The 21,547-nt window shown below is 54.6% G+C and carries 15 protein-coding genes; 7 read left to right on the top strand and 8 right to left on the bottom strand.

Going from position 1 to position 21,547, the window contains the following annotated elements; all coding sequences use genetic code 11:
* Positions 1-171 precede the first annotated feature (171 nt).
* The 4 genes from J1G35_RS18190 (at position 172) to J1G35_RS18175 (ending at position 2,872) form a co-directional block, all read left to right on the top strand.
* A complete protein-coding gene (locus J1G35_RS18190) occupies positions 172-1,173 on the top strand; it encodes a lambda-exonuclease family protein (RefSeq protein WP_223015635.1) in 1,002 nt (333 codons plus the stop codon).
* A gap of 89 nt (positions 1,174-1,262) precedes the next feature.
* Positions 1,263-2,162, top strand: coding sequence for a hydrolase or metal-binding protein (locus J1G35_RS18185; protein ID WP_223015634.1), 900 nt, complete (start codon positions 1,263-1,265; stop codon positions 2,160-2,162).
* Positions 2,163-2,190: 28 nt separating this feature from the next.
* Positions 2,191-2,688, top strand: a complete 498-nt coding sequence (gene radC, locus J1G35_RS18180) for a DNA repair protein RadC (RefSeq protein WP_223015633.1) — start codon at positions 2,191-2,193, stop codon at positions 2,686-2,688.
* A gap of 10 nt (positions 2,689-2,698) precedes the next feature.
* Complete coding sequence (locus tag J1G35_RS18175; protein WP_223015632.1) at positions 2,699-2,872, top strand: hypothetical protein; 174 nt, start codon at positions 2,699-2,701, stop codon at positions 2,870-2,872.
* A 46-nt stretch (positions 2,873-2,918) separates the two neighbouring features.
* Here J1G35_RS18175 and J1G35_RS18170 read toward each other — a convergent pair whose 3' ends face one another.
* The 4 genes from J1G35_RS18170 to J1G35_RS18155 all read right to left on the bottom strand — a co-directional run bounded on the left by J1G35_RS18170 (position 2,919) and on the right by J1G35_RS18155 (position 11,319).
* Positions 2,919-5,744 carry a DEAD/DEAH box helicase family protein gene (locus tag J1G35_RS18170; RefSeq protein ID WP_223015631.1) on the bottom strand — a complete coding sequence of 942 codons (2,826 nt, stop codon included), beginning with the start codon at positions 5,742-5,744 and terminating at the stop codon, positions 2,919-2,921.
* Position 5,745: 1 nt separating this feature from the next.
* Positions 5,746-7,440 (bottom strand): site-specific DNA-methyltransferase, encoded by a 1,695-nt coding sequence (locus J1G35_RS18165; RefSeq protein ID WP_223015630.1) that lies wholly within the window; start codon positions 7,438-7,440, stop codon positions 5,746-5,748.
* Entirely contained in the window at positions 7,440-10,304 is a 2,865-nt protein-coding gene (locus tag J1G35_RS18160; protein ID WP_223015629.1) for an SNF2-related protein, read from the bottom strand. Before J1G35_RS18160 ends, J1G35_RS18165 begins: the two co-directional genes overlap by 1 nt.
* 130 nt (positions 10,305-10,434) lie before the next feature.
* Entirely contained in the window at positions 10,435-11,319 is an 885-nt protein-coding gene (locus tag J1G35_RS18155) for a WYL domain-containing protein (protein WP_223015628.1), read from the bottom strand.
* 263 nt (positions 11,320-11,582) lie between these two features.
* Here J1G35_RS18155 and J1G35_RS18150 point away from each other — a divergent pair, with 263 nt between their 5' ends.
* Both J1G35_RS18150 and J1G35_RS18145 read left to right on the top strand, forming a co-directional pair.
* Positions 11,583-14,111, top strand: a complete 2,529-nt coding sequence (locus tag J1G35_RS18150) for an AAA family ATPase (RefSeq protein ID WP_223015627.1) — start codon at positions 11,583-11,585, stop codon at positions 14,109-14,111.
* Positions 14,112-14,122: 11 nt separating this feature from the next.
* Complete coding sequence (locus tag J1G35_RS18145; protein WP_223015626.1) at positions 14,123-15,433, top strand: McrC family protein; 1,311 nt, start codon at positions 14,123-14,125, stop codon at positions 15,431-15,433.
* Positions 15,434-15,638: 205 nt separating this feature from the next.
* Here J1G35_RS18145 and J1G35_RS18140 read toward each other — a convergent pair whose 3' ends face one another.
* Both J1G35_RS18140 and J1G35_RS18135 read right to left on the bottom strand, forming a co-directional pair.
* Entirely contained in the window at positions 15,639-16,628 is a 990-nt protein-coding gene (locus J1G35_RS18140) for an inovirus-type Gp2 protein (protein WP_223015625.1), read from the bottom strand.
* A 334-nt stretch (positions 16,629-16,962) separates the two neighbouring features.
* Entirely contained in the window at positions 16,963-17,193 is a 231-nt protein-coding gene (locus J1G35_RS18135) for an AlpA family transcriptional regulator (RefSeq protein WP_223015624.1), read from the bottom strand.
* Between the two features lie 541 nt (positions 17,194-17,734).
* Here J1G35_RS18135 and J1G35_RS18130 point away from each other — a divergent pair.
* Positions 17,735-18,586, top strand: a complete 852-nt coding sequence (locus J1G35_RS18130) for a hypothetical protein (RefSeq protein ID WP_223015623.1) — start codon at positions 17,735-17,737, stop codon at positions 18,584-18,586.
* A gap of 321 nt (positions 18,587-18,907) precedes the next feature.
* Here the strand turns inward: J1G35_RS18130 and glyA are convergent, their stop codons facing one another.
* Together glyA and J1G35_RS18120 are read right to left on the bottom strand one after the other, a co-directional pair.
* Positions 18,908-20,173 (bottom strand): serine hydroxymethyltransferase, encoded by a 1,266-nt coding sequence (glyA, locus tag J1G35_RS18125; RefSeq protein ID WP_223015622.1) that lies wholly within the window; start codon positions 20,171-20,173, stop codon positions 18,908-18,910.
* Positions 20,174-20,225: 52 nt separating this feature from the next.
* Positions 20,226-21,449, bottom strand: a complete 1,224-nt coding sequence (locus J1G35_RS18120; RefSeq protein WP_223015621.1) for a benzoate/H(+) symporter BenE family transporter — start codon at positions 21,447-21,449, stop codon at positions 20,226-20,228.
* Between the last annotated feature and the right edge of the window lie 98 nt (positions 21,450-21,547).

The following is a 21,547-nucleotide window of genomic DNA, read 5'->3' as shown; positions in this document are numbered from 1 at the left end:
TCGAATAAGATTTACGCATAACCAAACACCTCAGATTTGGGCGCTATCATAGCGCCCGATTGAAGTGTCCAAAATCATTAGGCCAGTTCAGACAGCTTACTTACTTCACCCCATAACGCCCGATCAGCCTGGTTGCTGATCGGGCGTTTCTATTTCCGCAAGGTGAACGCTATGACAGCAACTCCGTTGAGCAGCACCAGCAAGTCGCGCCCAGCGCTGCGCTTAATCAGTACCAAAGAACTACCGCGTGAAGATTGGTTGGCGGTGCGTAAGCAGGGTATCGGCAGCTCGGACGCTGGCGCTGCAGTGGGCCTTAATCCCTATAAATCGCAGCTAGAACTATGGTTGGAGAAAACCGGTCGCGATACTGCATTGCCCAAGGCTGATCCGCACGACGAGGAAAGCCCAATGTACTGGGGCAATATGCTGGAACCGGTCGTGGCCTGGCATTACAGCAAACGCACGAAGAACAAGGTGCGGCGCATCAACGCAGTGCTGCAGCACCCTGATCCTGAGCTGCCCTGGATGCTGGCCAACATCGACCGCGAAGTAATCGGGGCTGACGATGTGCAGATTCTCGCATGCAAGACAGCCGGCATAAACGGCGCACGTCTCTGGAAAGAAGGCGTGCCCGAGTATGTGCAGCTGCAGGTGATGCACCAGCTCGCTGTCACTGGCAAGCAGGCGGCAGATGTCGCGGTGCTGCTGGGCGGCCAGACGCTGGAGATCCACCGCATCGAACGGGACGAGCAGATGATTGCTCGCCTGATCGAGCTGGAGCGTAAGTTCTGGCACTACGTGGAGACCGGCACACCACCGCCTGCGGATGGCTCAGCCTCGGCTGAAATGGCACTGCGCGCGCTATATCCGGAAGACAACGGCCAGACAGTCGATTTCAGTGGCCGAGCGGGTTTGGCAGCGGCCTACCTGGAACTCAAGGCGGTGCGCCAATCCATCAGCGAGAAGGAAACCCGCGAGGCCCAGCTCAAGCAGATGCTGCAACAGGCCATGGGTGATGCCACCCGCGCAGAGTTCAGCCACGGCTTTATCAGCTGGAAGAAATCCAAGGACAGCAACGTGCTCGACGTGGATCGAATGCTCCAAGAAAAGCCCTACCTGCTGGTTCGCTACACCAAGCTCAAGCAAGGCAGTCGACGCTTCCTGGTTGGCTAATAGCTGCCCTTCGACCATTCCCTCCCTTTGGCCAGTCCAAGCAGTTAGCGCTGTGTGGCTGGCCTTTTTTCGTTTGCAGGAGAACCACCATGCTCAAAGGTCTAGCAATCACCCCGCCGGTTCTCGGACGGATTTCTATCGGCAAGGTCATCGAGAGAAACGGCAAACGCCTGCCGGAAAAAGATGATCAATTCACCATCACCTCACAGGTGCAAGGCAAGCACGGCTGGCTGCTGCACCCACTGAATGACGAGCTGCGTAAAGGTCAGGAAGACAAGCTGCGCAGTATCCCGGTACGCCTGTTATTCAACGAACCGGAGCTGAACTTTCGCGCCGACTACACGCTGTTCGACCGCCAATCCGGACGACCGCTATGCGCGGGCAATGGCGAGACCTGCAAGCGGGTCACTCAAGACGGGATGCAATCGTTGCCATGCCCGTCGCCGGATGCATGTCCACTGGCCAAGGGCGGTGCCTGCAAACCTTATGGTCGGCTGAATGTGCTGATCGGTGATGACGATCCGCTGGGCAGTTTTGTATTCCGCACCACCGGCTTTAACAGTATCCGAACCCTGGCCGCTCGCCTGCACTACTTCCAGGCTATTTCCGGCAATCGGCTGGCCTGCCTGCCGCTGGAGCTGCGCCTGCGTGGCAAGTCCACTCGGCAAAGCCACGGCACGCCAATCTTCTACGTCGACCTGACCGTACGCGGTGGCATGAACATGGTCGAGGCGCTGCAGGCTGCCAACAATCTCGATGAACAGCGGCTAAGCACCGGCTTCGATCAGAACGCACTGGATGATGCAGCGCGACGTGGCTTTGCCAACGGTGCATTCGAGGACAGCGAAGAAGATAGAGGCGCTTTGATTGAAGAGTTCTTTACCGCTGAAAGCACTGAACCGCCTGCGTCTACACCAAACCTAGTCACCATCAACAAAGTTAGCTTGGCTCAGAAGCTCGAAGCGCAGCATCAATCACTCAACCACTAACCCCGCCTAGCAGCCAACGGAGCTGAAGATGAGATTACACAAACTCAAAGCCAGCGAAACGGCTGGAGCGTATGAAGTTGAATCCCCTGTAACCGAAGACGACATTCTGCTGATGGCCAGGCAACTGGCCAATCTGCGTTTACGTCGTGGGCGTGCTCTGACCTCACCCCAAGAGGTATTCAGCCACCTGCAAACACTCCTCGCCGATTACGAGCATGAGGTCTTTGCCTTACTCATGCTAGACAGCAAGCACAGGGTGTTGGGCTTTCACGAACTGTTCAGAGGCACGCTGGATGGTGCCAGCGTTTACCCAAGAGAGGTGGTGAAGATCGCGCTGCAGTACAACTCCGCCGCAATGATCTTGGTTCACAACCACCCTTCCGGCGACCCAGAGCCTAGTCAGGCAGATCGTGTGCTTACCCAAAAGTTAAAGGAAGCCTTGAGCCTTGTGGGGATACGTACGCTCGACCATATCGTGGTTGGGCGTGAGGGTTGCATGTCAATGGCAGAACTTGGGGTTCTGTAAGGAGGCTCAAATGAAGCAACTACTACGAACCATGGCGGCAGTATTCGTATTTGCAGGCATCCTTGCGGGCTGCTTTGCAGTGCTGCTGCTGGTGATTCTGATAGTGCGGTTTCCGCCACTCGTTCTGGTCGTGGTTGTGGCGTGTTGGATTTACTGCAAAGTACGCATGCCGGCTCCTCTATAAACAGCAAAAAAGGGTAGCCTAAGCTACCTTTTTTTGCGTCGTTCACCTATGCCTGAAGAGCTACATTCAGTTCGTTAGATAGCTCATAGCGAGTCAAAAGCTCAGTATCTGCTTGGCGCGTGTATTTTGCGGCAAGACCTGCCAACGTAGAGTTTGCGACCACCTCCGTATGTGGCACTAATAAATAAGACCACGGCTTACCGCCGGTTTTCTTCGCATGGAACTCAGTGGCGATATGTGCCCAAAGCGCTGCGGTTTCTGCTTTGCGCAATACCACCGCATCGTTAATTTCATCCGCGCGTTTGGTTTCAATAATCAAAATTCGGTCTTGCATTTCAACCACAAAATCCGGCTGGTAAGGCAAGCCATCTGAGTCATACAGTTTGAATTGGTTGGGGCCGGGTTTCATCCACAGCTTAACGCCATTTTCCTTTTCTAAAATTTCGCTCAGTCTACGTTCCGTATCTGAATCAAACTTAGCCAGCGGATAGCAGGACTTACTGAAACCGCTAAAAATATAACGCTTGATCTCGTTTAGCTTTGGCGGTGCTTGGCGGAAGTCCAATGAATATGAGCTGCCTGCATTCTCGAAAGTTTGTGGACGCAAGTCTTGGAAGGCCGCACTCACGGTAACGCGGTAATTTGTTTTCCCGCGCCACATATTTTTCTTCATGTCCGCAAAGATGGCCTCGGCCATTTGCCGAGAGTGGCCTTGCAGCACACTACGAACCTCTTCGAGTTTATCGTATTTGGCTTGATAGTGAGCAACAACTTGGCCAGCCAGCTGGTAAAGCACCTCAGCGTGCGAGTCGTAATCAATCTCAGGAAAATCCATGAGTTTGGCAACGATGTAGTTTTCTAGGCACTCTTGCTGCTCATCATGGGCATCGCCGGTAATAGACTGCGTTTTCTCTGTGCGTAAGACCTGAATCAATAACTCGTTCGAGAGCGGTTGATGGTTCCAGTGTTTAAGATCCAGCGCGAACGATTTAAAACCAAAAGACACATTTTGGGTCGGTGTGATAGTCAATGCCGGAATGGCAATAATCCGCTCAACGAACTGACTGCAAATCGTCTTCACGATTGCTTCAATTTTCAGCGTTTCAACCGGGAAGATCTCGGCTTGTGGTGTTTGCGCGGCTTGAATGGCCTGCACAATAGCGGCTTGCACTTCCGGCTTGTTGAGATCCGCAAGGCTTGCTACTTGCTTAGCGGCCTGCTGAACCACAATCTGAAGGGTCTTCTCGGCCACTTCCACTTCTTGCGCTGTTTGCAAAATAAAAGGCGCTGGTGCCTCTGCCACACCGACAGGGTTCGAGGGTGCAGGAATTTGGTAGGCAGTATTTTTTTCACTACCTTCTGCTTTCGGCAACATGGATTGCACCAAGTGCTGCACCACATTTGGCGAAGTGACGACCTCTGGTTTCGTTGCGGCAACGTCACCGTCCTCGCCAATAAATACTTGCTTGAGCTTCTTGGTGACGCCGTTTTCGGTTTTGGCTAACTCAATAAGTGCGTTGAAGCGGTCATGGGCGATCACCGTCAGTTGATCGATCTCAGCCACGCCAGTGCGCTTGCCGTAAGGCAGACGCAGGCCACGCCCCAAGGTCTGCTCGGTCAGAATGTCTGAAGCTGAAGCCCGCAGTGGCACGATGGTGAAGAGGTTGGTTACGTCCCAGCCTTCCTTCAACTTGTTGACGTGGATGACAATGTCCGTATCGCCGCTTTTTTCGATGTTAAGCAGGCGCTGAGCATTCTCGTCGGTCTCTTCGCCCGAGGTCTTTGAGTGAATTTCAATCACCCGGCCCCGATAGCGGCCAGCAAAAAAGTCATCTGACTCGACGAACTGCTTCACCTCAGAGGCATGGGCCGTGTCTTTAGTCACCACCAACATAAAAGGCCGCACGATCGGCTTGTCGTGGTTTTTAGCGTAGGTCTCAAGGACAACCTTTACGTGCTCATGGTAGTTAATCCCGTCCTCGAGCATGATGCGCTCTAGCGTTTCGGCATCCACCGATCTGGGATCAAAATTCGCCCTGGTCCCGATAGCAGGCTCTTTGACGTAGCCATCCTCCATAGCATCCGGTAGATCATAGCGGTACACGACATTCTTAAACTGCTGGGGTTTGCTACCGGTGGTTTTCGGCGTCGCCGTCACCTCAAGGCCCATAATGGGCTGCAACTCGGCAATGGCCTTGAATCCGGCAGTACCGCGATAACGGTGCGCTTCATCCATCACCAATACCAAGTCATCAAGCTCAGACAGGTACGAAAAATAGCTGTCGCCTATGTACTCCTGCAGGCGCTTGATACGAGGAGCAGCCCCGCCTCGTACCTCGGAGTTGATCTTCGAAATATTGAAGATGTTGATGATCACACTTTCGCGGCCGAATAGATCCGCACCCCGCACGCCACGGCCTTCTTCATAGTTTTCAGCGTTAACAATCAAAGGCGGGGTATGGGCAAAGGCTTCAATACCCTTGAACACATATTTAGGGCTGCGCGGATCAAAATCGAACAGCAACTTCTCATAGATCGTCAGGTTTGGTGCCAGAATGAAGAAGTTCCGGCTCTTGCCGATCATGTGCAAATAGCTGATGAACGCGCCCATTAAGCGGGTCTTGCCGACGCCGGTGGCAACGGAGAAACAAACCGATGGAAAGGCACGTTCGAAATCTGCAAAGTCCGCATCAGCGACCTCACTGAATGCCTGACGTACCTGCTCCCGAGCGGCCTCTACATCAGTGCCCTTTTTCGGATCAATGAGCCCTACGATGGTATCGAGGCGCCGAAGCGCCTCTGCCTGAGGCTTGCGTAACGAGAGACGCTGGCTAATTTGGGCAACAACACGATCCTTGTTGAGCTCAGTCATCTCAATTTTCCTCAGTACCGTCGAACAGGTTAGCCTGTGCTACCGATGCTTTATTTTTTTTAGGTTTAGCCGCTGTGATTTCAACTGCTTCAAGCTCTTCGTCTTGCATAGGTAAGGCGTCGATTTTTAAGGAATAATCGTCTTTACCCCACTCGCAACGATCCAGCACCACACGGGGGATTTTCTTGATGGTTAGATTCGTCAAGTTATCACCAGCGGCCTCATAGGCCATGCAGCAAACCAAAAGACTGCGCTCTTCCCCTACCTCATCAGACAGGGCCTTGAGCTGATCAAAGGTCAAACTGTTGGTCGTGACATAGATAAACGCGTTTTCTGTGGCCTTGCCGTGCATCCAATAGTGTTCGGTGGATGGCGCGTAGGTGTAATTGAAATGCTTACACATGGCCTCGGCTAGCATCTCCGGTTGGTAATCTTTGTTGATTACCAGATTGCCCCATTTGTCCTTTTGCAACAGTGACGACGCAAGCTTGAAGAAACGGTAGCCACCGCCACCCTTCCAATTTACAGCCTCCGTAACGCCGCCTTCATCAGTGCCGTCGATGACCTTTTTCAAGCGAGGCACAATATGGGTTTTAGCGTGCTCGCCCAGCTCAACCATAATCCATCGACGGCCCATTTTGTGGGCTACAGCACCGGTTGTGCCTGAACCTGCGAAGGAGTCGAGCACGAGGTCACCGGGGTTAGATGCCAACAGAACCACCCGCTCAAGTAACTTTTCAGGTTTCGGAGTAGAGAATGGCTTTTCTGGGACGAGCGCGATTTGCTCTTTTCTGGCCTCTTGAGTGTGCCCTACTTCGTCCCACATCCAAACGGTAAGAGACTTAATCCCTGAATTTTTAAGGCTTGAAGCGAATCGCTTAAGAGCAGGAACCTTCCCTCGTCCGTCTTTTCCCCACCAAACACGTCCTTCCTGCTCGTTCTTGTCGTGTGCCTCTTTACCATATCCCCAAACCCTTGAACGCTTAGGCCATATTTCCTCACCGGTATTAGGATTGGTTATTGCGTAATAAAGATTAGGCCGTTCATCAGCGGACTTGGCACATGTGTAATTATCGGAACGCCAGGCTCCCCTCGGATCATTATCGGGATTTTTATACACGGATAATGATTTTTCATCACGCGGGAGGTTATTAGGACGCCAAACCTTGCTATTTTTCGCATAGATTAAGATGTGATCGTGATTGGCGCTAAGCCAAAGGGCATCATTTGCGGGCGCGTATTTCTTTTGCCAAATGGCATTTGCAATAAAATTGGAACGCCCGAATACCTCATCGCACAACACTTTCAGATAATGGCTTTCATTGTCGTCGACCGTGATCCAAATTGAACCATCCTCGCGAAGTAGTTCACGCAGATGCACCAACCGATCTCGCATCATGTTGAGCCAAAGCGAATGCTCTATTCCATCGTCATAATGTTCAAAGGCCGATCCCGTGTTATACGGCGGATCGATAAAGATACATTTCACCTTACCGCGTACATTTGGATCAGTCTCCAACGCTTTTAGCGCGAGCAAATTGTCCCCATGGATCAGCATATTGTCGAAGTGATCACCCTCACGCCGCTTTTCTGCGTGATAGGAAAACTCGGGCTCTTCAATCAGAATGCGTGGTTCAAGGCGCGGACACTCGTCTTTACCAATCCAGGTCAGTTCAAGTTTGGTTTTACCGGCCATTAGATCAGGCTCCATCGAATCGTAAACAGGTGATCCACCTGTGGCGTCAAGTTAAGTTGTACGGCAATGGCATCTAACATGGCGTCGCGTTCATTATCGATCTCACGCAGCCGGGTATAGAGTTGATGTTGCAGCTCATCCACCTGGCGCTTTAAGGCTTTTGCCTCGTGCTGCAGCTCCAGCTTGGCGGCCAAATTAGCGGTTGCACGGGCGAGCTTGTTCTTTTCGTTGGCCTGCTTAGTCAGCTCTTTGATTTGCTGGTCGTAGGCCACACGGGCGTCATTACGCCACGCATCAAGGCGGTCTTCTTCCTCGTTGAGAAACTCGCCCAAACGCTCTTGCGCATGCCCGACAAGAGCCGTTTGCCTCGCCTCAGTAACGCCCGCCAATTCAGCCTCAGGAGACTGCCCCATAGGTGCGCCAAGCTCTCGGGCAGGAATGTGCAGCAAGCGTTCGGCGGTACTCGGGTCAAGCATGCTGCCGTCATCGGTGAAGGCCGCGCAGATCAGCTCATCCCAAATACGAGCGGGGGTTTGCAGCGACAGACGCGAGAGTTGCATCCAACCTGACTGGCCACGCAAGCTGGCCACATCCCCCAGATTGCCAGCATAGGCGCTGTAGTCAAACTCAAGCGCGGCCATGGGAGTTGATCGCCCTTTGGCCTGCGTCAACAGTTGGTCGGCCATCCCTCCATCGCCCAAGCGGAAGAAGCGCCAGCCATTATCCTCTGCCTCAGGCCATTCGGTAGACCAGGTGTTGCCTTGATAATCAAAGCGCTCGGCATGATCAGCGTGAAAACGGGCCTCGGGCAATTCGGCGCGGGCAAGACTCAAAAGAGCGCGACGGAAGTCACCTAGGGTGGCATGGACACCATCCTTGCGACTCATCAAGCGCTCAATAACCTTTTCGTCCATCTCTGCCAAGATTTTGTTGCGTGCATCCTGTTTCGCCGCATCAATCTCGACACTGAACTCTTCTTGCAGACGATCAAAGGCATGATTAATTTCATCGTTCGAGCGGCATGTCTGGACGATCTCCAAAATACGCCGTTCGATATCTACACCAGACTCAATAGCACCTAATACTTCATCAGATGAACCAAAAACGCCCTCGAAGAGCTTGAATTTCTGCTCTAAGAGCTGGTGAATGCGCTCCTCAGCCTGATTCTTTCGGTTTAGGAAGTTTATGACGGTGACGTCGATCTTTTGCCCGTAGCGGTGGCAGCGGCCAATACGCTGTTCAACCCGCTGGGGATTCCAGGGCAAGTCATAGTTGACTAGCAGCGAGCAGAACTGGAGGTTGATACCCTCAGCACCGGATTCCGTAGAAATGAGGATTGAGCGATCATGTTTGAAAGCATCGACGACGGCCGCTTTCATATCGGCAGTTTTAGAGCCCGAGACAACCTCAGAGCCTTTATTTTTCGCAAGCCATGCCTTGTAGAGGGCTGCGCTGTCTTTGTCGGAGTTTGAGCCGTTCAGGATCACGGTCTGACCAGCACAGCCGTTTTGCTCCAAAAGATCACGTAAATAGGCTTGGGTGCGCACGGACTCGGTAAATACCACGGCCTTCCGCTGACCGCCTTTGGCTTCCATCTCGGCCATAACGATGGGCAAGCACTCCAAAAGCGCTCGCCCTTTGGCGTTGTCGTTAATTGAGGTGGCGATATCCCGGTAATGCGTCAGCTCGGCGATCTCGGCCAGCAGTTTTTTCGGATCAATCTCATCAAGATCATCATCCGTATGGTCTTCGACAGCATCAGCTTCGGTTGCAGCGAGAGAACCTGCATCACGCCAATCTTCTGCGTCTTCAGCAAAGCCATCGAGATCATCCAGGGTATCGTCATCAACGATTAGCTTGGCTTGCAAGCGGTTGACCATCTTGTCCAAGGTTTTGGCAATGGCAAATGAGGATGAACCCAGGATCTTGCGCAGGGACAAGGTCACCAGGTGACGGCCATTTCTACCTAGGGCAAGGGTGTCTGGGTTTTGCAGGTACGCCGATACTGACTCGTACAGATCCAGCTCAAGCTTGCTGGGGGTAAAATCAAACGTTTTCGGCAAGCGGTTGGTGTAGTTGATCAATCCGGCCTTTTGGACCTGACGGCGCAAGGTGCGTTTGCAGATGGGCTCCAAACGATGCTGCAGCAAGGTCATAGCGGCAAGATTGCCCTTGCCGCCGAACTCGGCCTTAAAGGCCTGCTCAGAACCAAAGTAAGCCTCATCAATGATCGTAACAAGGCCGTAGAGCTCCATCAGGTTGTTCTGCAACGGCGTTGCCGTCAGCAAAAGTTTCTGACAACCCTGCAAGGCATCGCGCAGGACCGCTGCTCGGGAGTTGCTAGCAGCCTTAAAGACATTACGCAGCTTGTGCGCTTCATCAAACACAACCAGATCCCAAGCAACCTTTTGCAGCTGATGGGCGATACGAGCTGCATATTCGTAAGAAACAATGATGATGCCTTCTTTACGACCAATCGGATTGGCTTGCCCGCTGGCCGCTAGATCTTTAAGGCGTTTGGCATCAAGGATGACCGAGGGCAGTGAGAACTTTTCACGGAGCTCCGTGGCCCATTGCTTGCGAAGAGAGGCCGGCACAATCAACAGCAGGTTTCGGCGCTGCTCCCACCAACGCTGGCTGAGCACTAACGCCGCCTCGATGGTTTTGCCAAGCCCTACCTCATCGGCCAGCAGCACGCCCTTGGATAAGGGCGAACGCAAGGCAAACATAGCCGCATCAACCTGATGTGGGTTCAGATCCACACGTGCCGAAGACAAGGACTGGGTCAAAGACTCGTCGGCTCCGATACCTTCACGCGTTAAGAAGTGAGCAAAATACTTGGCTTGGTACGGGCTGTAGATCATTGGAAAAATAACCCTTTTAACTTGAGGCCTTCCTGCAATAGCAGGCTAAGAGAACCTAACAACCTTACCCCTGCCATAAGAGGCAACGGAGCCAAGGGTGATTTATCACTGTTTGCGTGTAATTACTTGCTCACCCTGCACTGTAACCTGGAGCCAGCAACGCCGTTTCAACCCCATAGAGTAATAGAGGGTCTTTCAGCCAAAGGCGGTATTCCGGATCACGCAGCCGATGATCCGGCGAGCAGTCGACGCTCCATTTGCGCAGTACATAACCGGCGGTGGCGCCGCGCAGACGTAGACGCAATACCCCGCCGCTCATGCCATAGTCCATCTCGGTGATGTCCGGATGCGGTTGATCCGGGTGAGGCACCAGATCGACCTCCAGGATCCGACTCCACTGGACATCCTGCTCCGGACGCTCGTGTTCAGCGACAGGAAACTCCATCAGCAGTTTTGGTCGCCTGATGCGGGTGATCACAAAGTCCCGAAATGCACCGCGCTTGCGGTCGTAGCCACGCACATGCCAACGCAGACCCGTATCAATAAGGGCAAATGGAACAATTTCTCTCTGGGTCTTGCCGCTAGCCAGGGAGTAGTACTCTACTCGCAGAGGGCAGCGATGATAGATAGCGCGCGTCACCATACCCAGCGTGTCCATATCAAGCTGGGTAAGCCGCCCAGACGTCACGCAGGAGATCCCCGGTGCACTGTTTGCCGGCTCGCCATCCCCAAACCCCTCTGCCAACCAGGCCAGTACCCGGTCAGCAGAGAAGGTAAAGATCGGCCGAAACTCGTTGGTCGGCGTATAGATTTTGCTGCTGCGGTCATACGCCAGGTTGTTGCCTGCCAGCTCACGATAAGTAGCAAGATCGCGAGTGGCGGCAGCCGTTTGAATACCGAAACGCTCAATCAAGTCGTGCCGACCAATCTTCCCAATGAATCGCAGACGTAACTCCAGATAGGCCAAGCGGTCGCGTTGGGCTTGTGTTAGCTGCGATAGAGCTTCAGTGGTCATGATTGGGCTAGTCGTGGTGAAAGCGAGAACAGCATAAATTGCGATCACAACAGCCGCAATTAAAAATCATTAAAGCATCATTTACAGATCTTTTTGATTCGTAATAGCCTAGAGCAATCTTCGAGCAACACGCTCCTCGACTCACCACCAGGGAGGGATAGCAACATGTGGCTATTTACCAATTTCAGCTTCTTTTCGGTCGCGCGAAAAGGCTCGAGCGATGACTTGATCATTCGCAGTCGTACACGTAAGGCGAGAACACGATGAATAGCATCCCAAAGGAATACGCCCTGTGGGATGAGTTCCTAACGGTCTGGCCCGCCTCCAGACTGTCCACTATGACGCTGGACGAGTACAGCCAAGCTGGTTCGAAGGACAGCTTCACCTTCTGGATTGAATCGCGGCTCGACGAACTTGGCAGTATCTGGGGCGGTTCGTCGTTCAAATTCGGCGTGTACTCGCGCAAAGACATCGAAGACAAGAGCTCCGACGTAAAACTGTCTTACTCGACAACGCACGGCTGGTACTCATCGCTGGGCACATCGGCGGAAGCCGCCTTCGAAAAAGTCCGCGGCTTCGTAGCGCAGGTATCGGTCTGGGCCGCCAAAGGGGATCTGGACGCCATTGAGGCCTTCGAGCATTTAGGTGAGGCCTTCAAGTGGAAGATCGCTTTTCACTACCAAAATCGGCAGGCGCCTATGATCGTGGACATTTTCAAACGGGCGCCACTGGCGATGTTCGTTGGCGGCACCGCCAGCCAGAACATGGCCTCGCTGCAGGAAATGACACTAGCCAAACGTCCTGAAGGCATTGGGATCCTGGAGTTCGGGCGCCAGGTATGGGAGGCATGGAGTCAGAAGAATCTGGCAATCTGGAAGCTATCACACGGGCTAAACGACTTTTCCCCCAAAGAACGCAAGCAGTACCTGCTGGAAGAATTAGGCGTGATGCACAGTGATACCGCTAAGGGTCAGGGCGAGAGTTTCCAGGAAGCGCCAATCGGCAGCCTATTCTACTTGTGCCACGGTAATGAAAGTCTTCCTCTGGTCGGCCAGTTCATCTCTGATCCGGCCCCCTGCGCCAAGGGTGAAGGCTGGCTTCAGCGCCGCTACAGAGTATTGAAGCGGAGCATCAAGCTCGGTGGCTACCAAGGCGGCCAGAAAGGCTGGACGCCCAACTACCGCTCGACCTTCAAGCAAGTGCCTGCTCACGACCTGCCGGAGTTCGAGAGCACTTTGCTCAAGCCGTTCTTCGGCACAGATTTAGCCGAATTGGCAGCATTGGCTGGTGACCCCATCGAAGATGTTATCAGCCCCTCCGCAACTCAGTCATTGCCTCCAATTTCTCAGGTACAGCATGTGGCCAGCAAACCCGTCGCAATCTGCTCCAACCGCATTTACTACGGGCCGCCTGGCACTGGAAAAACCTACACACTGATGCAGTTGCTAAAGCGCGACTATCAGGAGCAGGTAACCTCGATCAGCACAGAGGAATGGCGCAGCCAGATTATTGCTGAAAAGATTGCTGCTCTGACCTGGTGGGAAGGTGCTGCCGCCGCACTATATGACCTGGGAGGCAAAGCCAAAGTACCCGAACTGGCTGGACATCCATTCATTCAAGCCATCGCAGATGCTAAAGGGCGCACCAGCGGCATAAAGCAGACCCTCTGGGGCACCCTTCAACACCACACCATCATTGAGTCGACAACTGTCAACACGAGGCTCCGCCTTGGATCAGCCATTTTTGAAAAGTCAGCGAGCTCGGTGTGGCAGTTTGCGGGCGATTGGCAAGAGGCGTGCTCGGATCTATTTGCACTTGTCGATAAGCTCAATCAAGGGCCAGAGGCTAGCGACTCCGTTCAGCGCTACAGCTTCATTACCTTCCACCAATCCTACGGCTATGAAGAATTTGTTGAGGGCTTGCGGCCAGTTTTGGCCGACGAAGCCAAAGAAGACGATGCCGAAGCAAGTCAGGTGGCCTACATAATCAAGGACGGAGCCTTCAAGGAGCTCTGCCGCCGGGCACGTAACACACCAGACAAGCGTTTTGCGATGGTCATTGATGAGATCAACCGAGGCAATATCAGCAAGATATTTGGTGAGCTGATCATGCTGATTGAAGCCGATAAGCGCGACCAACTTGATGGTACTCCACCTCTGGCTGAGGTCATCCTTGCATACTCCGGAAAACCATTTTCAGTTCCCGCCAACGTGGACATCATCGGCACAATGAACACAGCTGATCGCTCGCTGGCATTACTAGATACAGCTCTTCGTCGCCGATTCGACTTCGTACCACTGCTGCCCGACACCCGTGCAGAGAAAGAGCCTAGCGAACCCCACAGTGCCCCCCTGGCTGGACTTTTAGTTCCCACCGACGCCGGCGACATCGACGTGCGCTTGATGCTGGAGCGCATTAATGAACGTATTGAGGCGTTGTACGACCGAGACCACTGCATCGGCCACGCGTATTTCACTCCACTGATCGACGTAACCGACGAGGCTGCCCGATTCAATAAACTGGCCGAAATATTCAAGAACCGCATCATCCCTTTGCTGGAAGAATACTTCTTCGAGGATTGGCGCAAGATTCGGCTAGCGCTTGGCGACAACCAGAAACCTGAAGCGGCCCAATTCATTACGGAAAGCGATTCGCACGAGCAGGATCTAAGCACCCTTTTCGGCAACGATCATGGTCTTGACAGCTACGCCACCAAGCGTCGTTACCAAGCGCAGCCCTCGGCATATAGCGAGCCTGCCGCCTATCTAGGCATTTACTCAGCCTCAACCTGACAGGTAACGAAATGGCGGGCATAACGATCTTTGAGTTCGACACTCTGGCGGCTTTCCCATCCAACTCGCCCGATATACTCGGGCTGCGCAAGGTCTCTGCCGAAGTTTTTGCCTGGCTGGAGGCCCAAGCATTACGCAGCACCGAAGCAGGTGAAGCGGCCTGGCTGCGCCTTACCCAAAGGCACGGCCGAAAGGCCATTCAGGTGAAAAGCTTTGTTGGAGTCATACGCTGCCCCAACGGTTTCCAGATTGAAGTGCTGCCCAAGTTAGGCAAAGCGAATGGCGAAGACAATGCACGGCATCTACTAATCGAGATGCTGCGTTGCTTAGGCTGCTTCCGCCACATTCAGACCAGCAGCGCCCAATTGCTCGCCCGCCGCATGCCTCTGTTGGAGGTGTTTATCGGCGAGTTCCTGCGAGCAGTGGATCACACCGTAAAGCGCGGCCTACGCAGCGATTACCTTGCGCAACAAGACAACCTGTTTGCCCTACGCGGCAAGCTAAACATGGCACAACACCTGCGCCTCAACCTATGCCGCCGTGACCGGTTCTATACCGAGTTCGACGAGTTCTCCCTCAACCGACCGGAAAACCGCCTACTGCACGCAGCCCTCAGACGCGCATTGACATGGACTGCCTCACAGGCAAACCAGCAACTGGCACGGGAGCTGTGTTTCGTGTTCGCTGACGTACCTACATCTGACCAAAGCAACACGGATTTTGCGCGGGTACGGCCAGATCGCGGGATGGCGCATTACGATGCAGCATTAGCCTGGGCGCGCCTGATTCTTCAGGACGAGTCACCGCTCACTGGCACGGGACAACATCACGCACCCTCACTGATCTTCCCGATGGAGGCGGTCTTTGAAGCCTTTGTCGCCAAACATCTTGCCCGACAACTCAACTCAGGCTTCGACCTGCGCCTTCAAACACGCAGCCTAAGGCTTGTCCGGCATAAGGAGCAGGACTGGTTTCAGCTCAAGCCTGACCTACTTGTACAGGCAGCCAAAACCAACCGCTTGGTACTCGACACCAAGTGGAAGCTGATCGACGCAAAGAAAGCCAATAGCAAGGAAAAGTACGGACTAGATCAAAGCGACTTCTACCAATTGCAAGCTTACGGCCAGAGCTATCTCGACGGAGACGGCGATGTGATCCTGATCTACCCTAAGACAGAAACCTTCAGCCAGCCCTTGGCAATATTTGACCTTCCCAAGTCACCTGGCCTGCGCTTGTGGGTACTGCCATTTTGCCTAGACACCAAGCAAATGCTATTACCGCCTTGCGGCGGCCTCGCCTCGTTTTTCTCACAAGGCACCTAAATAGCCAATGCTCAGGCCACCGGGAGAGGCGCACTCAATCATCAACCGCTACCTTTTAAGCTGCTGTCTGGCCTCACGTCAGCAGCAGAGCTTAAACCATCGGTCGACCAGGGCTCCACAGGCACCATGCTAGCACCCTGCGCGCTGGCAACCCTTCGGATCACCAGCGCGAACTTGAGCCATCAACCTCAACCTACCTGATCAGTTACGCTCGCCGGGGAATGGACCGATTAGTCCTCCCGGAAACCTTCCTTACCAGCCCCTTACGCAAGCAACGAGCGCCTACTGGCTTGAGCCGCAGATGTTGATCATTCTTGACCAGGTAACGCATGGCGTAATGCACGTTACCCCGCGCGCTCAGGTCACGCCTGTGGATCAGGCCAATCCCTAGCCTGTCTTGATGTTTATCTTTTTCGAGGTTGCAGTTGTTGAAGCAGCCCTGACCACGGGTGATGCGCTGCCACAGCTCTCCGATCCGCTGTGCCCTGTAGATGTCGGCACTCACTTCAGCGCCGTTGAAGAAGAAAGCAGCATGGATGTGATACCCACGATCCTCGCCTTGTTCAACGCTGCAGATGTAGCCGGTTTCATGATCGAAAATCAGGTTACGTTCACGCTCAGCAATCAAGCGGTTCAGGTCGTCGAATACGTGCTCCACACGCAACCTAGCCTGGGCCTCAGTTCGGTAATACAGATCAACCCTGACCACGCAGGTACGGGCGTAGCGATCAAGCACGGCATCAACGTAGCGGCCGACCTCGATCTCTTGCTGAATCGCTTGGTAGCGCTGGTCGTGTTCCCTGCGTTTGAATCTCTTTTGGGTGAGGAGAGCTCGGATGCTCTTGGTCAGCTCGTTCAGCGCCTCGCTGATGCTTAGATAGCGCGTTTCACTCTCGTTCAAGCAGGTAATGCCAAAGGGACTGCGCTCAACCCCAACGGCCTGGCAGGCTTCCTGGAAAAGGCTTAATTGCCAGCTGCGCTGATACTCCGCATCACAATCGAACAGCGCGACCATCTGCACGATCCCATCGAAGTATTTTGACAGCCTAGTTTCACTGACCTGCTCATCACCATGCTTCGAGTATGTGATTCGGAAGGCTTGGCTATCTGTACGCTGAATGGAGTTTATGAGGCGCTCAATCCGGATAGCGGTATCAGATTGAGATCGAACGGTGCTGGTGTTTCGCTTGGTCATTGTTGTGTACCTGATTGGGGGTTCGCATACCAGGTACGTGTTTTGTATTTTTTAACTGGTGACCTAACCCATAGGCCGGGTAATAGATCTCGTGTTGCCATTAGAGCTAAGGCTATTGTGTTGTTATAAATTGATAGCCTAGAGCTATATAACTAGATCCCGACCCAATCCACAGCGGCCATCCCAGGCTGGCCAGGCAATGGGGAGCAACATTGCCGAGCCTGCCGAGTGATTCACCGAGTTTCCTCCTGGGAGAGTTAGCTGAGAGCGCAGGGCTTTTCAGCGGCATAAGCGCCATGACCAGCCTTAGCCGGTCATGGCGCAGATGGTCATTTTAGCTAGCCACGCTTAAGTGGTTGGTCGGGCGCAACGCACTCCCGTCAGCCAAGTCCCGCTCCTGGATCCTTGCCAGGATCCAGTCATGCACTTCGCTGTCGACCCAGCCGACGCAGCGGTCGCCCAGCGACACCGGTTTCGGGAAGGTGCCTTCCGCGATGTATTTGTAGATGGTCGACCGGGCAAGGCCTGTCGAGTCTATGACTTCTTTCAGACGGATGATCCTCATGAACGGGGCTCCTCATAATCGTTCAGAGGATTGGCAGAGCCGGTAAAAAAACACTGAAGAACTGATCCGCAGGCGCTCCTACGGTGCACCTTCAAGTTGTGTACGTACATACGTACAGCGCTCTGGTCCCGAGCGCTGACTCAGACCCTAGCCCACCTTGTGACTACCCGTCCTCACTCAGAAACCGCCCGGACTCACGCCACGCCCAGCAGAACATCCGGCTTGAGTTTGTACATCAGATCAGTTTCCCCCAGATGCACTTTCGCCCGCCTGAGCGTGGCTAGCAAAGCCATGCTTCCAGTAGCGGCGTCCCGTCCTGAGCTCTCCTATTGCACAAGGGAAAGCTAAAAAAAGACTCTGTAGCCTGCAATAACCTCAACAAACCCCAATGAAATCTGGAGATAACTAGAAAATATGATTCTAGAATCGCTGTAGAATACTTATAGAAATCAACAAGAATCCATCTAGAACAACCATAGAATCAATGTAGAATCATCTAGATTTTGCCCCCATAGCCGCCCCTTGATCCGGATGAGATGAAATGGAAATCAACAATCGCACACGCAATAAGGATGCGGACAGGCTGAGCGAGCTCCTCCAAGAGCCTCATCAAAACCATCGCCACGACATCTGGTTGTGGCTGTTCCTCTACTACTACAAAGAGGCCAGGCTTGATCTCAGAACCTGCAACGGCCTCACCATGCGTGACGAGATAGCCAGGGCCCTGAGGAGCCAGAGGTTCTTCCAGTCCCGCATCCCTAGACAGAAGGACCGATTCCTACTTCCAAACGAAAAGCTGGACTGGATCGAAGAGGATGAACGGCAGCACCGGTGGCTGATCCGCGAGATCGAACAGATGACTAACCTGCGCCTGCATCGCGACCTAATCCACCTCACTGGCAGGGATCGCCTCATCGCCATGGTCGACCTTTGGGATGTCGATATTGCTGAGAAGGCATCCCAGATCGATGACCTTCACCGGGACTGGCGTAGGCACAAGTCGAAGGACATCGAGTTCGAGTGGTTTGCCGATAAAAAGGAGAGCGAAAGGCGCTGTGTTTGCGCCTGGGAATGGCTTGAGAAGAAGCATCTGTCCCCGCTATCCAGGCAAGCGCCAATCAGCAACCACCAAGAGCTGCTGATGTTCTTCGACCAGGCTGATGTAGGCCGTTACGAACGGGCGGCGATGATTCGAGAGATCAAGAAGCGATGGAGCCGTAAGCAGTTCGACGAACGCGCCGCAGACAAGAAGCAGGTCAACGTCATGCTCTCGAAAGCAGTGATCGCTCAGCTTGATGCGCTAGCTGAGACGCGTGGCGTGAAACGCGCTCAAATCATTGAGAACCTGGTGAGGATGGAGGCTGAGTCTGGCTTATACCTCGCCGATGTTTGAATACCGCTCCACCGGCAGAGACCACGAGATCAGCCACAATGAGCGCCACGGCCCCCTGAGCTCAAATCCAGTCACTCGGTATTCCAAAATGTATTCCAATCAAATATCAAACCGAATTTTTAACTTATATTTCAATTAGATAGATAATCCTTTCAGATTACCCCGGCCCACCAATTCGCATTCCCACGAAGGCCAAAAAAAGCCGTAAATCCTAGATAAATCAAAGTTTTACGGCTTTTTCATTGCCAAAATCCACCCTCCCCCCACTATAACGCCCGCAATCGCTTGCGGCATAACACGCGCGCAACGACCAAACCAAACTCAGCGATAAACCGGAAAACGACGGCACAGCGCAACAGCCTGTTCGCGCACGTGGTGTCCGACCTTGTCGCTGTCACCGTTTTCCAAGGCGTCCAGTACGTCGCACAACCAGCCGGCCACTTGCTGGCAGGCCTCCACACCCAACCCGCGGGTGGTCACCGCTGGGGTGCCGATGCGAAGGCCGGAGGTCACAAACGGTGAGCGTGGGTCATTTGGCACCGAGTTTTTGTTGGCGGTGATGTAGGCACTGCTCAGGGCGGCGTCGGCTTCTTTGCCGGTGTAGGGCTTGTCGGACAGGTCGATCAGCATCATGTGGTTGTCGGTGCCGCCCGAGACGATTTTGTACCCGCGCTCTTGCAACACCCCGGCCATGGCCCGGGCGTTGATGACCACCTGGGCCTGGTAGAGGCTGAACTCCGGCGCGAGCGCTTCCTTGAACGCCACGGCCTTGGCCGCGATCTGGTGCATCAACGGCCCGCCCTGCACGCCCGGAAATACAGCGGAATCGAGCTTCTTGTAGAAGGCTTCATCCTGTCCCTTGGACAAAATCAAACCGCCGCGTGGCCCGCGCAGGGTTTTGTGCGTGGTGCTGGTGACCACATGGGCATGGGGAAGCGGGTCCGGGTATTGTCCCGCGGCGACCAGCCCGGCGACGTGGGCCATATCGACCCAGAAGATAGCCCCGACCTTGTCGGCAATGCTGCGCATGCGTGCCCAGTCCTTGTAGCGCGAATACGCGGAAAAACCACCGATCAACATTTTGGGGCGTGTCTGCAGGGCGATGCGCTCCATCTCGTCGTAGTCAAGAAAGCCGGTTTTGGGGTCCAGTCCGTAAGGCACGATGGTGTAGTGACGCCCCGAAAAGTTGGCCGGGTTGCCGTGGGTCAGGTGACCGCCCTGGGCCAGGTTCATGCCCATCACCGTGTCACCGGGGTTGATCAGTGCCAGGAAGACCGCCGCGTTGGCCTGTGCGCCAGCATGGGGTTGCACGTTGGCGTAGTCGCAGTCGAACAGGGCCTTGACCCGCTTGATGGCCATCCGCTCAGCCACATCGACGTATTCGCAGCCGCTGTAATAGCGCTTGCCGGGGTAGCCTTCGGCGTACTTGTTGGTGAGCACCGTGCTCTGGGTTTTCATCACCAGCGGGCTGGCATAGTTTTCCGAGGCGATCAGCTCGATATGGTCTTCCTGGCGATGCTCTTCGTTGTGAATCGATTCATACAGCTCAGGGTCGAAAGCGTTGAGGGTCAGCGTCGAGTCGTACATGGGCAAAGTGTCCTTGGTCAAGAATTCAAGCGGCGGATGACAGGGGCAAGCATCAGCGGTCGGCCTGTGGCACAGCCGTCTTTTCCCGACGCGGCCACTGCCCATTGAGCACCGAGTAGGCCGCAAGGCCGATGACCAGGCCCCAGAACGCTCCGCCGATGCCCAGCAGGGTGATATTGGCCGCGCAGGCCAGAAAGGTAATCAGCGACGCTTCCCGCGATCTCACGTCCGCCATCGCGTTGGCCACACTCATGCCGAGTGTGCCCAGCAGGGCCAGCCCGGCCAGGGTGGTGATGAAGGTCGCCGGGAAGGCCATGAACACCGCCGCCAGGGTCACGCCGAAGATCCCCACGAGGATGTAGAAGATGCCCGCGGCCACGCCTGCGATCCAGCGCTTGGACGGGTCTTCAGACGCTTCCTTGCCCGTGCAGATGGCGGCCGTGATTGCCGCGAGGTTGAAGGCATGGGAACCGAACGGCGCCATCAGCAAAGAACCCAGCCCGGTCACACTGAGGATCGGGTTGGCACTGGTGTTGAAGCCATCATTGCGCAGCACCAGCATGCCCGGCATGTACTGCCCCGTGAGGGTGATCAGAAACAGCGGCAACGCCACGCTCAACAACGCATTGACCGAGAACTCAGGGCGTGTGAACACCGGGGCCGCAAACTCCAGCGCCAGCCCCGTGAAGTCCACGCGCCCCTGCATCAGCAGAAAACCAAGCCCCAGCACCAGTATGCCGACCACCGCGTAGCGCGCACTCAAGCGCTTGAACAGGATGTAGGCGCCGATCAACACCCCGACCAATAGCGGGTCGACGCTCATGCTGGCGAACGCACCGATGCCGAACTGCAGCAGGATGCCGCCCAACAAGCCCGCAGCCACACCCGGCGGGATCAGGCGAACGGCTTTTTCAAAGTAACCGGACACCCCCAGCAGCACGAACGCTGCCGCCGAAATCATGTATGCCCCAATGGCCTCGGCGTAGGGTGTGGTCGCCAAAGCGACGATCAAAAACGCCGCCGCCGGGGTCGACCAGGCGGTGATGATCGGCTCGCGGCTCACCCAGCTGAGGAACAACCCGGTCACACCGACCCCGATCGACACAGACCACACCCACGACGCCGTCAATTCAGGGCTGAGTCCTGCGACCTTGGCGGCCTGAAACACCAGGATGAAGGTGCCGCCGTAATTGACGATCACCGAGATCAGTCCGGCAACCACCGGATGCAGCAGGTCCCGCAGCCCAACGGACGAAGGGGATCGAGTAGATGACATAGGTCTTGGCTCCTTGCGGGACGTCGCATCCGTCCATGGGTAAGCGGTCATTTATAGCCGTTGAATGGCAGGCTTTACCCCCGACGCTGCACCGTAGA

Origin of the sequence: Pseudomonas sp. SH10-3B (assembly GCF_019891415.1) — a bacterium.
In the GTDB taxonomy this organism is placed as follows: domain Bacteria; phylum Pseudomonadota; class Gammaproteobacteria; order Pseudomonadales; family Pseudomonadaceae; genus Aquipseudomonas.
This window is presented reverse-complemented; position numbering and strand designations above follow the sequence as displayed.